The following is a 12,229-nucleotide window of genomic DNA, read 5'->3' as shown; positions in this document are numbered from 1 at the left end:
GCCGTACCGGAGGTTTGCGCCTTCTAGGACGGTCCAGCGGTGGGGCGGGTTCACTCCGCCGTCAGGGAAATTTCCGGGGAAGATCAGGGTAGAAAGCTCGGGCGACACATGGGTCTCACCAGCAAATACGTTCTCGCGCTGGCGGTCACCGCGGCGATCGCGCTGTTCGTTGTCACCGTGTGGCTGTGGCCGCGCCTCGCGCGCGGCGGCTGGCGCACGGTCCTGGGCCGGGTCGGGCTGCTGCTCGCCACCCAGCTGGCTCTCTTCGCCTCGCTGGGTTTCGCGGCCAACAACTCCTTTCTCTTCTACGGCTCCTGGGCGGACCTGTTCGGCCAGGAGCAGGGCATGGGGGAGGTCGTCACCCACGCGGACGGCACCAGGGAGGTGAAGGTCGTCGGCCGGCAGCCGCTGGACGTGCCGGGGGCCGGGAGCCCGGCGATCGGCGGGCAGATACAGAAGGTGGTGATGACGGGTCGGGAGTCGGGGATCACCTCTCCGGCGTACGTGTATCTGCCGCCCGAGTACTTCCAGCCGCGCTACGCGAGGACGACGTTCCCCGCGGCCGTGGTGCTGACCGGTTATCCGGGCACGGCGGAGAACCTGATCAAGGGGCTGCGCTATCCGAAGACGGCGTACGAGCAGGTCAAGGGCGGCCGGATGCGGCCGATGGTGCTGGTGATGCTGCGTCCGACGGTGGCTCCGCCCAGGGACACCGAGTGCGTGGACGTGCCGGGCGGCCCGCGGACCGAGACCTTCTTCGCCGAGGATCTGCCGGCGGCGGTCTCGGCGGCGTACCGGGTCGGGACGCAGGCGCGGAACTGGGGCTTCATGGGGAACTCGACCGGTGGCTACTGCGCGCTGAAGATCGCGCTGCACCACCCGGACCGGTTCTCGGCCGCGGCCGGTTTCTCCGCGTACTACAAGGCGGCGGACGATGTGACGACCGGTGATCTGTTCCACGGCGACGAAGCCGCGCGCAAGCGGGCGGACCTGCTGTGGAGCCTGGACCACGAGCCGCGGCGGAAGGTGTCGTTCCTGGTCACGACCTCGCGGCACGGGGAGGACAACCTCAAGCCCACGATGGCCTTCATCCGGAAGGTGAAGCCGCCGGCCCGGGTCGCCTCGATCGTGCTGCCCAGCGGCGGCCACAACTTCAACACCTGGAACCGGGAGATCCCGCCGGGTCTGGTGTGGATGAGCCGGCAGCTCAGCGCGGACTGAGTGGACCGGGTGGATCGGGTGGACCGGGTGGTGGCGCGGGCTCGGAGCGGACACGTTCGGACCGGCCCCGGACCCGTTCGGACCGGCCCCGGACCCGTTCGGCTCAGCGTGGGCCGACGGGTCCGGTGCCGCTCTCCCCGGCCGTCCGCCGGCGCAGGGCCCGGTGGACGCCCGCGGTGGTGAGGGTGCCGAGGATCCGGGCGGGGTCGCCCGGCGCGTGGACGGCGATCAGTCCGGCGTCGTCCTGGAGGAGGGCGGCGAGGGCGTCCTTGAGGGAGACCCCGAGCGGGAGGCGCGGGGCGCCGGGGGCGGGGTTCTCCCGTAGGGGACCGGAGCCCTTCCGCGGGGGGAGAAGTACGGGTGCGGGTACGGGCCCGGGGGCCGGAGCCGGGTCCCCTACGGGTGCCGGTCCGGCCACCGGGTCGAGATCGGCCTCGGTCAGCGGGGTGACGGCGAGCCGCCGCAGCGCGCGGTCCGCGCCGACGAAGTCGGCGACGTACGGGTTCGCGGGCGCCGCGAGCACCGTGGCCGGCGTGTCGAACTGTTCGATGCGGCCCTGCCCGTAGACGGCGATCCGGTCGCCGAGCCGTACCGCCTCCGCCAGATCGTGGGTGACGAGCAGGACCGTCTTGCGGACGGTGGCCTGGAGGTTCAGGAACTCGGTCTGGAGGCGCTCGCGCACCACCGGGTCGACGGCGCCGAACGGCTCGTCCATGAGGAGGACGGGCGGGTCGGCGGCGAGGGCGCGGGCCACGCCGACCCGTTGCCGCTGGCCGCCGGAGAGCTGCTCGGGGTAGCGGCGGCCGTAACGCCCGGGGTCGAGACCGACCAGGTCGAGGAGTTCGGCGGCGCGCTCGCGGGCTCGCGCCTTCTTCCAGCCGAGCAGGGCGGGCACGGTGGCGGTGTTGTCGAGGACGGTGCGGTGCGGGAAGAGGCCGACCTGCTGGATGACGTAGCCGATGGTGCGGCGCAGCCGGACCGGGTCGACGGCGGCGACGTCCTCGCCGCCGAGCAGGATCCGGCCGGAAGTGGGCTCGACCAGCCGGTTGACCATCTTCATCGTGGTCGTCTTGCCGCAGCCGGACGGGCCGACCAGGGTGACCAGTTCTCCCTCGGCGACGTCGAAGGTGAGGTCGTCGACGGCCGGGGGGCCGTCCGCGCCGCCCGTGCCGCCGCCCGCGCGGTCTGCGTATCGCTTGGTCACATGCTCGAACCGGATCATGGGTCCCCATTCTGGTCGCGGCTCCTCGCAGTGTGAAGAAAGTATTTCCAGGGTGTAGGGGCCTTGTCAGTGGTGAGGAATAGGGTCGCCAGAAGCGGCGATCGGTGCGACGGTTGTCCGCGAGCGCGCGTGAACGGGGGTGAAGCGGCGCATGACCGAGGCGAACTGCCTGGTGACGAACGACTGGATCTGCGGGGAGTATCTGCGCACCCGCGCCCAGGAGTTGACCGACGCCACTCTTCAACACATCGGCATCACGGTCGTGTCCGTGCTGCTCGGGATCGTCGTCGCGTTCCCCCTCGCCCTGCTCGTGCGGGCCCGGCCGCGCTTCGCCGGCCCGGTCCTCGCCCTCACCACCCTCCTCTACACGATCCCGTCGCTCGCGATGTTCTCGCTGCTCCTTCCGCTGTTCGGACTGTCGTCGGCGCTGGTCGTCACCGGCCTGTCGCTGTACGCGCTGACGATCCTGGTCCGCGGCATCCTGGCCGGTCTCGACGCCGTGCCCGCCGAGACCCGAGAGGCGGCGCGCGGCATGGGATACGGGCCCGGCCGACTGCTGTGGGAGGTCGAACTGCCGCTCGCGCTGCCCGCCCTGATGGCCGGAATCCGGATGGCCACGGTCTCCACGATCGCGCTCACCACGGTCGGCTCCCTCGTCGGCCGAGGCGGGCTCGGCAATCTGATCGAGGACGCGATGCCCACCTTCTTCAAGGCCCAGGTGCTCACCGCCGCCGCCGCGTGCGTCCTCCTCGCGATCGCCGCCGATCTGCTGCTGCTCGGTCTCCAGCGGCTGCTCACCCCCTGGACCCGGCAGCGGGCGGGCGGCGGCGGCCGGGTCAGGCCCGGGGAGGGCGGCTGACATGGGCGTACTCACGGACGCGTGGACCTGGCTGGCCACCGGAGCGCACTGGACCGGCGAGGAGGGGATCGGCCACCGGCTCGCCGAGCATCTGTACGTGAGCGGCGCCGCGCTGCTCCTCGCCTCGGCCGTCGCTCTTCCGCTGGGCCTGTGGCTCGGCCACCTCGGCCGGGGCGGCGCCCTCGCCGTCAACATCTCCAACGCCGGGCGCGCCGTCCCCGTCTTCGCGGTCCTCGCCCTGTTCATGGTCTCGCCCCTGCGCAACACCGGCTATCTGCCGACGATCGTCGCGCTCGTCCTGTTCGCGATACCCCCGCTGCTCACCCACGCGTACGTGGGCGTACGGGAGGTGGACCGCGCGGTCGTCGAGGCCGCCCGGGGCATGGGCATGTCCGGCGGGCAGCTCTTCCGCGCGGTGGAACTGCCCCTCGCGCGTCCGATGCTGATGACCGGTCTGCGCTCGGCTGCGGTCCAGGTGGTGGCCACCGCGACCCTCGCGGCGATGGTCGGCCTCGGCGGCCTCGGCCGGATCATCACGGCCGGGTTCAGCAGGTACGACACCGCGCAGGTCGTCGCCGGAGCCGTCCTGGTGGCCGCGCTCGCGCTGCTGGTCGAGGGGGTGCTGGTGGCCGCCGACCGGCTCGGCGGGCGGGCGCTCGGCGGCCGGCCCGTAAGCGGGGCGGGTGCCGGGGCCCGGGGCGTGAGCGGGAGGGGAAGCGGGGCGGGTGCGCAGGGCCCGGACGGGACCGAGGGGCGGCGGACCGCAGGACAGCGGACCGCAGGACAGCGGACCGCGGGGCGGCGGACCGCTGTCCGGGACACGGACGTTCGCAAGAAGGACAACGGGAATGGGTGATCTGGTGGGCAGGACCTCGCGCATCGTGGGCGCGGCACTGGGCGTGGCGGCACTGACGCTCTCGCTGGCCGCGTGCGGCGGCGACAGCCTGGAGAAGTCGAAGAACGGCGGGTCCGGGGACGGCGGCACGGGCGGCAAGGGAGGCGGCGCCAAGGGCACGCTTGTCATCGGCGCGGCCTCCTTCACCGAGTCGAAGGTGATCGCCGAGCTGTACGCGCAGTCACTGCGCGCCGCCGGATACGGCACGAGCATCACCACGGTGCGCAATCGCGAACTGTACGAACCGTCCCTGGAGAAGGGCGAGATCGACATCGTGCCGGAATATGCCGCGACGCTCGCGGAATTCCTCAACGCGAAGACGAACGGGCCGAAGGCGCCCGAGGAGAAGCCCGTCGCCTCCGGCGACCCGGTCGCCACCACCGAGGCGCTGAAGAAGCTCGCCGAACCCCGCGGACTGAAGGTGCTCGCGGTCGGCGAGGCCGTCGACCAGAACGCCTTCGCCGTGAGCGCGGAATTCGCCCGCGAACACAAGCTGGAGACACTTTCCGATCTCGGCAGGTCGGGGCTGAAGGTGAAGCTCGCTGCCGGTGACGAATGCGCGGTCCGGCCCTTCTGCGTGCCCGGTCTGAAGAAGACCTACGGCATCGACGTGACCGGCGTCGATCCCAAGGGAGTCGGCACCCCGCAGGCCAAACAGGCCGTCAAGGACGGCGTGGACCAGCTGGTTCTGACCACGACCACCGACGCCACCGTCGAATCCTTCGGACTGGTCTTCCTCAAGGACGACAAGAAGCTCCAGAACGCGGACAACGTCGTGCCCGTCGTCCACGCCAAGGACGCCGGCACACCGGGGATAGCCGCCGCCCTCGACAAGGTCAGCGCCGCCCTGACAACGGCGGATCTCGCCGAACTCAACCGCAAGGTGGACGCCGAGCGGGCGAAGCCCGCGGACGTCGCCAAGGCCTATCTGGAGACGAAGGGGCTGCTCAAGAAGTAGCCGCAGGACAGGGGGAATCGGCAGGTCCGGTCCGGGAATGAGGATGGGCCGGACCCGCCACGGCGAGAACGCGCCAAGAGTTTGCCGGGGTCGTCCCCCATACGCCGCCTACGCACGGTAAATTTCAGGCCATGCCACGTGGACGTCACCGCCATTCCCCACCCCTGCACAAGCTCCTGCCACCAGCCTCGGTCGCCGGGGCTGCTGTCGTCTGTGCCGCAGGCGCCTGGCTGTTCGGTGAACCCGTGGTGCTCAGACTCCTCGTCGCCGCGGCGGCGGCCGCCGCCGTCACCGGCGTCGTCCTCATGCGCCGCCGCGACCACAGCGCCGGCCGTCAGGTCGCCGAACTCACCCGCGCCCGCGCCGCCGACCAGTGGAAGACCGAGGAACGGATCGCCGAGCTGGAGTCCGACCTGGAGGAGTCGCGCGAGCTGCGTGCCCGCCTCGACGCCAAGCTGCGCGCCAAGCGCGTCGAACTGGCCGGTCTGCGCAGCGAGCACGCCGATCTGTTGCGCCGTTACGCCACGGCGGAGACCGAGCGCGCCAGCGCCCTGGAAGGCCGCCGTGTGCTCGCCCTGGAGAGCGGCGCCGCCGCCAAGGCGACCCCGGCCGCGCTGCCCCCGGCCGATTCCGACTCCGCGCCCGAGGCCGCGCCTGAGGCCCAGGTCGTGGCCGAGGCCGTGGACGAGTCCGGGGCCGTCTCCCCGCTCACCCCGGAGGCGTTCCGCCGGGCGGCCGAGGCCCTGCTCGCCCTGGAAGCCCGCGCCGAGGGCGGCCACGCGCCGCGGTCCGAGGTCCAGGCCGAGTCCGAGGCCGGGTCCGAAGTCGAGCCCGAGGCCAAGTCTGAGGCCAAGTCTGAGGTCGCGCCCGAGGCCGAGGCCGAGTCCGAGGTCGAGCACGCGGCCGAGTCCGAGGTCGAGCACGCGGCCGAGTCCGAGGTCGAGCACGCGTCCGAGACCGAGGTCGGCATCGAGGGCAAGCCCGAGGCCGAGACCAAGACGGAGCCCGAGCCCAAGGCCCCCGAGGCTGCCGGCACCGAGGCCCCGGTGGAGCCGCACACCAGGCCCGCCGTCCTGCGTACCGTGCCCGCCGCGGCCGCGATCGTCCCGTACGCCGCCCGCCGCCCCGTGCCCCGTCCGGCCGGCGGGTTCGACTACTTCGGCACCCACGCCGCGCCCGGCGCCAAGAAGCAGGCCGCCGCGATCGAGGCCGTCCAGGACACCGACCTCGCCGACGTCGTCGGCGAAGAGGTCCTGGCCGGCGCCGACACCCCGTCACCCGCGGCCGAGCCGCGTGTCATCGGCCAGGCCATGGGCCAGGTCATCGACCTGACGGCGCACGACGAGACCGAGCAGCTGGACCTCACCGAGCTGCGCGGGGCGGTCAACTCGTAAGAGGGACTCCACGACGTACACGCGCGGCGGGAGCCGGTGGACCACGGTCCACCGGCTCCCGCCGTTTCGTCATATGCCGCTCGGCGCGGGCGGCTTGTCCGGCTTCGCCTGGCTCTATGAGGCCCTACTTTGCCTACTTGGCCCTGCTGAGCCCTACTTGGCTCTACTTAGCCCTACTTGGCTCTACTTATCAATGTCGCCGACCACGAAGAACAGCGACCCCAGGATCGCCACCATGTCCGAGACCAGCGTGCCCGGCAGCAGCTCCGTCAGCGCCTGGATGTTGTTGTACGACGCCGAGCGCAGCTTGAGCCGGTACGGCGTCTTCTCGCCCTTGGACACCAGGTAGTAGCCGTTGATGCCGAGCGGATTCTCCGTCCAGGCGTACGTGTGGCCCTCCGGCGCCTTCAAGACCTTCGGCAGCCGCTGGTTCACCGGCCCAGGCGGCAGCTCCGCGAGCCGGTCCAGACACGCGTCGGCCAGCTCCAGGGCGTTGTGCGTCTGGTCGAGCAGGCACTCGAACCGGGCCAGGCAGTCGCCCTCCGTCCGGGTCACCACCCGCAGCACGTCGCCGAGTTCCCCGTACGCCAGATACGGCTCGTCCCGGCGCAGATCGAAGTCGACCCCCGACGCGCGCGCGATCGGCCCCGACACCCCGTACGCGTGCACCGTCTCCGGCCGCAGCACCCCGACCCCGCGGGTCCGCCCCCGGAAGATCTCGTTGCCGAGCACCAGCCGGTCGTACACGTCCATCCGCGACCGCACGTCCGTGACCGCCTGCCGCGCCCGGCCGAGCCAGCCGGCCGGCAGATCCTCCTTGAGGCCGCCGACCCGGTTGAACATGTAGTGCATCCGGCCGCCGGAGACCTCCTCCATCACCGCCTGGAGCTCCTCGCGCTCCCGGAACGCGTGGAAGACCGGCGTGATGCCACCCAGCTCCAGCGGATAGGAGCCGAGGAACATCAGATGGTTCAGCACCCGGTTCAGTTCCGCGAGCAGCGTCCGCGTCCACACGGCCCGCTCCGGCACCTCCATGCCGAGCATCCGCTCGACGGCCATCACGACCCCGAGCTCGTTGGAGAACGCCGACAGCCAGTCGTGCCGGTTCGCCAGCATGATGATCTGACGGTAGTCCCGTGCCTCGAACAGCTTCTCCGCCCCGCGGTGCATATAGCCGACGACCGGTTCGGCCTCCCGCACCAGCTCGCCGTCGAGCACCAGGCGCAGCCGCAGCACGCCGTGCGTGGAGGGATGCTGCGGCCCGATGTTCAGCACCATGTCGGTGCTCTCCGCCGCGCCGCCGATGCCGACCGTCGTCTCCCGCTGCGCCCTGTGCGTCATGCCGCTCAGTATCTCGCGGGGGCGCCGACGTGCTGGACCAGCCAGAGGAAATCGCCCAGACCGCCCGGAGCGGTCAGCTCCGCCGCCTCGCCGGCCACCGCGAGCGCGCGCACGTAACCGGCGGGATCGGCCGAGGCCAGGGCGAGCGGCGGACGCCCCCCGGACACCCCGAGATCGCGCAGCGCCTCCCGCTGCGTGACGATCCGCGTCCGTGACCCTGCGCCCGTGTCCGTGCCTGTGCCTGTGCCTGCGCCCGTGTCCGTGCCCGCTCCGGCTCCCGCGGTCCCCTCGCCACCGACCGCCGCCGCGCACGCGTCCAGCGCCACATGCGCGGTCAGATCGCGGCTGCCGTCCGGCACCGGGGCGACCTCCCGGCCCTCGCGGAACGCGGCCAGCGTGCCGAACGGCGGACGCGCCGCCCGCAGATGGGCATAGTCCACCGCGACCGCGGTACCCGCCGACAGCGACCCGACCGCCGCCGCCCACGCCTCGTCCCTCGGCCGCCCGATCTCCGCCCGCTCACCCGGCTCGCCGAGCGGCCACCAACGCTCCAGCCACGCCGCGTCCGCCCCGGCCACGACCGCGCCCAGGCGCTCTCGGCCGTCCGCGGCGACCTCCACGTACCGCACCGCCCCCGCCTCGTCGACCTCGGCGATCTCCACCGGCACGTTGTCCAGCCACTCGTTGGCGAACAGCAGCCCCCGCAGTCCCTCGGGCACCCGGTCCGTCCAGACGATCCGCGGATCCAGCCCCGCCGGCCGGGCCGCGCGCTCCACCCCGTACGCCCGCACCCGCAGCCCCTCCGGCACCGCCGCCAGCACCCCGGCGAGCAGCTCGCCCCGCCCGGCGCCCACGTCCACGAACGCGACCTCGTCCCCGTCCTCGTCCCCGTCTCCGCCCAGCTCCCGTGCCGTACGGACGAGCAGCCGCGCCACCGCGCCCGCGAACAGCGGCGACGCGTGCACCGACGTACGGAAGTGCCCGGCCGGACCCTCAGGGCGCAGGAAGAAGCCGCCCGGCCCGTACAGCGCCTCCTCCATCGCCGCGCGCCAGCCCCGCCACCCCTGCCACCGGCTCGTCTCGTCCCTCACGGCAACCAGTTTCCCCTCTGCCTCCACCTTGGGGAGTAGGCACGGTCGGGTAAGGATCGAACCCACGGTTGACTCCCGCACCTGCCCGTCTTCCCTACGCTTTGTCACGTGCAGCGCATCTACGATTTCCTCCGCGGACACCCGACGGGCGTCGACGTCTTCTGGGCCGTCGTCCTTTTCGGGCTCTCGTGGGTGGGCGCGCCCCCGCTGACCGGATCGCTCCCCGCGTACGCCGTCGCCTCCGGGCTGCTCAGCCTCGCGGTCGCGCTGCGCCGCCGCGCGCCCGCGAGGATGCTGCTCCTCGTGATCGGCGTCGGGGTGCTCCAGCTGGTCTTCGGGGTCACTCCGTTCGTCGCCGACTTCGCGATGCTCGTGATCATCTACACGGTCGCCGCGCACGAGGGCCCCCGCTGGGCCTCCCGGCTCGCGCTCGTCGGCGGACTCACCGCCTCGCCCCTCTCCCAGCTGGCCTGGCCACCGGACGTGCCGCACTCCCGCGGCCCGCAGATCTTCTTCGCGGTCATCATGACGGTGCCCTTCGCGCTCGCCTGGGTCCTCGGCGACTCCCTGCGCACCCGCCGCGCCTACTTCGCCCAGCTGGAGGAACGCGCCGCGCGCCTGGAGAGGGAACGCGAAGCCCAGGCCAAGGTCGCCGTCGCCGCCGAACGCGCCCGGATCGCCCGCGAGCTGCACGACGTCGTCGCCCACAACGTCTCCGTGATGGTCGTCCAGGCCGACGGCGCCGCCTACGTCATGGACACCTCGCCCGAGACCGCCAAGCAGGCCCTGGAGACCATCGCCGGGACCGGCCGTCAGGCCCTCGCCGAGATGCGCCGGCTGCTGGGCATCCTGCGCACCGGCGAACACCAGGAGGCGGGGGAGTACGTGCCCCAGCCCGACGTCCGGCAGATCGAGGACCTCGTCGAGCAGGTGCGGGGCACCGGCCTCGTCGTCGACTTCAAGGTCGAGGGCACCCCGCGCCCGCTGCCCAGCGGCGTCGAGCTCACCGCGTACCGGATCGTCCAGGAAGCCCTCACCAACACCCGCAAGCACGGCGGCCCCGACGTCGGTGCCAGCGTCCGGCTCCTCTACTTCGACGACGGGCTCGGGCTGCTGGTCGAGGACGACGGGCGCGGGGCGCCGCAGGAGATGTACGAGGACGGTGGCGCGGACGGGCGCGGTCACGGCCTCATCGGCATGCGCGAACGCGTCGGTATGGTCGGCGGGACTCTCGACGCCGGCCCGCGGTCCGGTGGAGGCTTCCGTATCAGCGCCCTGCTTCCCTTGAAGCCCGCCCACTGACCCACCGGCTCCCCTGGCCCCCGATTGCCAGGACCCGGCCCCTGACCCCGGCCCTGACCTCGACCCCGACTCCCGGACCTCCGACCCTTAAGGATCTGCCCTGATGTCCATCCGCGTGATGCTCGTCGACGACCAGGTGCTGCTGCGCACCGGTTTCCGCATGGTGCTCGCCGCCCAGCCGGACATGGAGGTCGTGGCCGAGGCGGGCAACGGGGTGGAGGCGCTGGAGGTGCTGCGGACGGCCGAGGTCGACGTGGTGCTGATGGACGTCCGTATGCCGAAGCTGGACGGCGTCGAGACGACCCGGCGGATCTGCGCCGAGCCCGACGCGCCGAAGGTGCTGATCCTGACCACGTTCGACCTGGACGAGTACGCGTTCTCCGGGCTCAAGGCGGGGGCGAGCGGCTTCATGCTGAAGGACGTGCCGCCGGGCGAGCTGCTCGCCGCGATCCGTTCCGTGCACAGCGGCGACGCCGTGGTCGCCCCGTCCACCACCCGCCGCCTGCTGAACCGCTTCTCGGCGATGCTGCCGTCCACCGGGCAGGAGGCCAGGGCCGCCGACAGCGCGCTGCACCGGCTGACGGAACGCGAGCGCGAGGTCATGCTGCTGGTCGCCCAGGGCCTGTCGAACGGCGAGATCGCCGCGCGTCTCGTCCTGTCCGAGGCGACCGTGAAGACGCACGTGGGCCGGATCCTGACCAAGCTGGGCCTGCGCGACCGGGTGCAGGTCGTCGTCCTCGCGTACGAGACGGGCCTGGTCCGGGCCGGTGGCCGCTGAGCCGCTGAGCCCCGGACCGGTTGGTCCGGGGCCGGTCCGGCCGGCCCCGGCTGGTCCCGGCCCGCGTCAGCGGAGCACGGACTCCAGGAAGTCGCTGCCGAGGCGGGCGACGACGGGGAAGTCCAGCTGGTGCAGCACGTACCGGCCCCGGCGCTGGGTGGTGAGCAGCCCCGCCTTCTTCAGGACGGCGAGGTGACGGGACACCTCGGGGGCGGTGATCGCGTGCGCGTCGGCCAGCTCGCTCGTCGAGTACGGGCCGCGCGCCAGGCTCCGGCACAGATTCATCCGCATGGGGTGGGCCAGCGCCTCCACCCGGGCTCGCACCAGATCGACGGGCGGGGTGCCGCCGACCTCGTGGGCGGCGGCCGGGTAGTGGATGACCGGCTGCCAGCCGGGCCCGTAGACCGCGGTCAGATGCGGCCAGCCGAACACGGTCGGGATCAGCGTCACGGCGGTGTCCCGGGCCGAGGTACGGCCCTGCACCAGCTTGTCGACGACGATCCGGCTGCCGCGGTCGTCCTCCTCCAGCGCGAGCGCGGGGGAGGCGGCGGCGAGGGCCTCGGCCAGGCCCTTGCGGCGCAGCAGCTCCGACTTGTGGCGGGCGTCGGCGGAAAGCTGGAACCGGACCCGGCGCCAGGTGTCGCCGAAGAACGCCTCGTCGCAGTCCTCCAGGAGTCTGCGTATCCAGGCCCGCATGCCGGCCGGGTCGGCGAGGACCCGGGCGGCGAACGCCGCTTGGCGCGGGCCGCGCGCCGCCGCCAGGTCGAGCGCGCGGCGCCGGGAGTGGTCGTCGACCAGCGGGGACGGCAGACCGCGGCCGTAATGGGCGCTGCTACAGGAGATCTCGAGGGCGGAGCCGACGAACTTCTCGTCGTCGAGCCGGTCGATGTCGTCCAGCTCCTCGCCGAGCGTCTCGCGGGGCTGGGCGGGGATGAGGAAGTCGGAGCGGGTGGACCGCCACATGAAGTCGGCTTCGTGCAGCCGGTCGGCGAGCCCGGGCTCCAGCGCGGCGGCGGTCGTCGTCGCCCAGGCGTGCTGGCCCGGGTGATGGGCCGGCTCGGACAGCGCATGCAGGGAATTGGCCAGCTCGGCCAGGGGCGAGGGGCAGAAGACGATCCGCTCGTGCGGCAGCCCGGTGATGTCGATGGTCACGCTCACGCCCCTATGG

At 72.5% G+C, this 12,229-nt stretch carries 11 protein-coding genes; 7 read left to right on the top strand and 4 right to left on the bottom strand.

Annotated elements, in window-relative coordinates; all coding sequences use genetic code 11:
• Window positions 1-108: 108 nt before the first annotated feature.
• Complete coding sequence (locus ACGFRB_RS16940; RefSeq protein ID WP_363010835.1) at window positions 109-1,221, top strand: alpha/beta hydrolase-fold protein; 1,113 nt, start codon at window positions 109-111, stop codon at window positions 1,219-1,221.
• Window positions 1,222-1,324: 103 nt separating this feature from the next.
• On the opposite strand, the gene ACGFRB_RS16935 is transcribed toward ACGFRB_RS16940, so the two are convergent.
• A complete protein-coding gene (locus tag ACGFRB_RS16935) occupies window positions 1,325-2,443 on the bottom strand; it encodes an ABC transporter ATP-binding protein (RefSeq protein WP_393243749.1) in 1,119 nt (372 codons plus the stop codon).
• Between the two features lie 151 nt (window positions 2,444-2,594).
• On the opposite strand from ACGFRB_RS16935, the gene ACGFRB_RS16930 reads away from it, so the two are divergent.
• The 4 genes from ACGFRB_RS16930 to ACGFRB_RS16915 all read left to right on the top strand — a co-directional run bounded on the left by ACGFRB_RS16930 (window position 2,595) and on the right by ACGFRB_RS16915 (window position 6,549).
• On the top strand, window positions 2,595-3,302 hold the full coding sequence (locus ACGFRB_RS16930; RefSeq protein WP_393243747.1) for an ABC transporter permease: 708 nt from the start codon (window positions 2,595-2,597) through the stop codon (window positions 3,300-3,302).
• A gap of 1 nt (window position 3,303) precedes the next feature.
• Window positions 3,304-4,158 (top strand): ABC transporter permease, encoded by an 855-nt coding sequence (locus tag ACGFRB_RS16925; RefSeq protein ID WP_393243745.1) that lies wholly within the window; start codon window positions 3,304-3,306, stop codon window positions 4,156-4,158.
• The gene (locus ACGFRB_RS16920; protein ID WP_393243743.1) at window positions 4,151-5,155 is read left to right on the top strand and encodes an ABC transporter substrate-binding protein; all 1,005 of its coding nucleotides are present in this window, start codon (window positions 4,151-4,153) and stop codon (window positions 5,153-5,155) included. The genes ACGFRB_RS16925 and ACGFRB_RS16920 overlap by 8 nt, the downstream gene beginning before the upstream one ends.
• Before the next feature lie 131 nt (window positions 5,156-5,286).
• On the top strand, window positions 5,287-6,549 hold the full coding sequence (locus ACGFRB_RS16915; protein ID WP_393243741.1) for a hypothetical protein: 1,263 nt from the start codon (window positions 5,287-5,289) through the stop codon (window positions 6,547-6,549).
• A 183-nt stretch (window positions 6,550-6,732) separates the two neighbouring features.
• Here the strand turns inward: ACGFRB_RS16915 and ACGFRB_RS16910 are convergent, their stop codons facing one another.
• Together ACGFRB_RS16910 and ACGFRB_RS16905 are read right to left on the bottom strand one after the other, a co-directional pair.
• Window positions 6,733-7,890, bottom strand: a complete 1,158-nt coding sequence (locus ACGFRB_RS16910) for an NADH-quinone oxidoreductase subunit D (protein ID WP_393243739.1) — start codon at window positions 7,888-7,890, stop codon at window positions 6,733-6,735.
• Between the two features lie 5 nt (window positions 7,891-7,895).
• The gene (locus ACGFRB_RS16905; RefSeq protein WP_393244145.1) at window positions 7,896-8,930 is read right to left on the bottom strand and encodes an SAM-dependent methyltransferase; all 1,035 of its coding nucleotides are present in this window, start codon (window positions 8,928-8,930) and stop codon (window positions 7,896-7,898) included.
• Between the two features lie 159 nt (window positions 8,931-9,089).
• Here ACGFRB_RS16905 and ACGFRB_RS16900 point away from each other — a divergent pair, with 159 nt between their 5' ends.
• The gene (locus tag ACGFRB_RS16900) at window positions 9,090-10,283 is read left to right on the top strand and encodes a sensor histidine kinase (protein ID WP_363010849.1); all 1,194 of its coding nucleotides are present in this window, start codon (window positions 9,090-9,092) and stop codon (window positions 10,281-10,283) included.
• Window positions 10,284-10,386: 103 nt separating this feature from the next.
• Window positions 10,387-11,061: a response regulator gene (locus tag ACGFRB_RS16895; protein ID WP_393243737.1), complete on the top strand. Its 675-nt coding sequence runs from the start codon at window positions 10,387-10,389 to the stop codon at window positions 11,059-11,061.
• A 66-nt stretch (window positions 11,062-11,127) separates the two neighbouring features.
• Here ACGFRB_RS16895 and ACGFRB_RS16890 read toward each other — a convergent pair whose 3' ends face one another.
• Window positions 11,128-12,219 carry a DUF5937 family protein gene (locus ACGFRB_RS16890; protein WP_393243735.1) on the bottom strand — a complete coding sequence of 364 codons (1,092 nt, stop codon included), beginning with the start codon at window positions 12,217-12,219 and terminating at the stop codon, window positions 11,128-11,130.
• Window positions 12,220-12,229: the final 10 nt, after the last annotated feature.

It is taken from the genome of Streptomyces sp. NPDC048718 (assembly GCF_043198875.1).
GTDB lineage: Bacteria > Actinomycetota > Actinomycetes > Streptomycetales > Streptomycetaceae > Streptomyces.
This window is presented reverse-complemented; position numbering and strand designations above follow the sequence as displayed.

What these genes read in the sequence shown, in the direction of transcription:
- ACGFRB_RS16940 (WP_363010835.1), top strand. Translation starts at nt 109, where the DNA reads ATGGGTCTCACCAGCAAATACGTTCTCGCGCTGGCGGTCACCGCGGCG.
- ACGFRB_RS16935 (WP_393243749.1), bottom strand. Translation starts at nt 2,443, where the DNA reads ATGATCCGGTTCGAGCATGTGACCAAGCGATACGCAGACCGCGCGGGC.
- ACGFRB_RS16930 (WP_393243747.1), top strand. Translation starts at nt 2,595, where the DNA reads ATGACCGAGGCGAACTGCCTGGTGACGAACGACTGGATCTGCGGGGAG.
- ACGFRB_RS16925 (WP_393243745.1), top strand. Translation starts at nt 3,304, where the DNA reads ATGGGCGTACTCACGGACGCGTGGACCTGGCTGGCCACCGGAGCGCAC.
- ACGFRB_RS16920 (WP_393243743.1), top strand. Translation starts at nt 4,151, where the DNA reads ATGGGTGATCTGGTGGGCAGGACCTCGCGCATCGTGGGCGCGGCACTG.
- ACGFRB_RS16915 (WP_393243741.1), top strand. Translation starts at nt 5,287, where the DNA reads ATGCCACGTGGACGTCACCGCCATTCCCCACCCCTGCACAAGCTCCTG.
- ACGFRB_RS16910 (WP_393243739.1), bottom strand. Translation starts at nt 7,890, where the DNA reads ATGACGCACAGGGCGCAGCGGGAGACGACGGTCGGCATCGGCGGCGCG.
- ACGFRB_RS16905 (WP_393244145.1), bottom strand. Translation starts at nt 8,930, where the DNA reads ATGGAGGAGGCGCTGTACGGGCCGGGCGGCTTCTTCCTGCGCCCTGAG.
- ACGFRB_RS16895 (WP_393243737.1), top strand. Translation starts at nt 10,387, where the DNA reads ATGTCCATCCGCGTGATGCTCGTCGACGACCAGGTGCTGCTGCGCACC.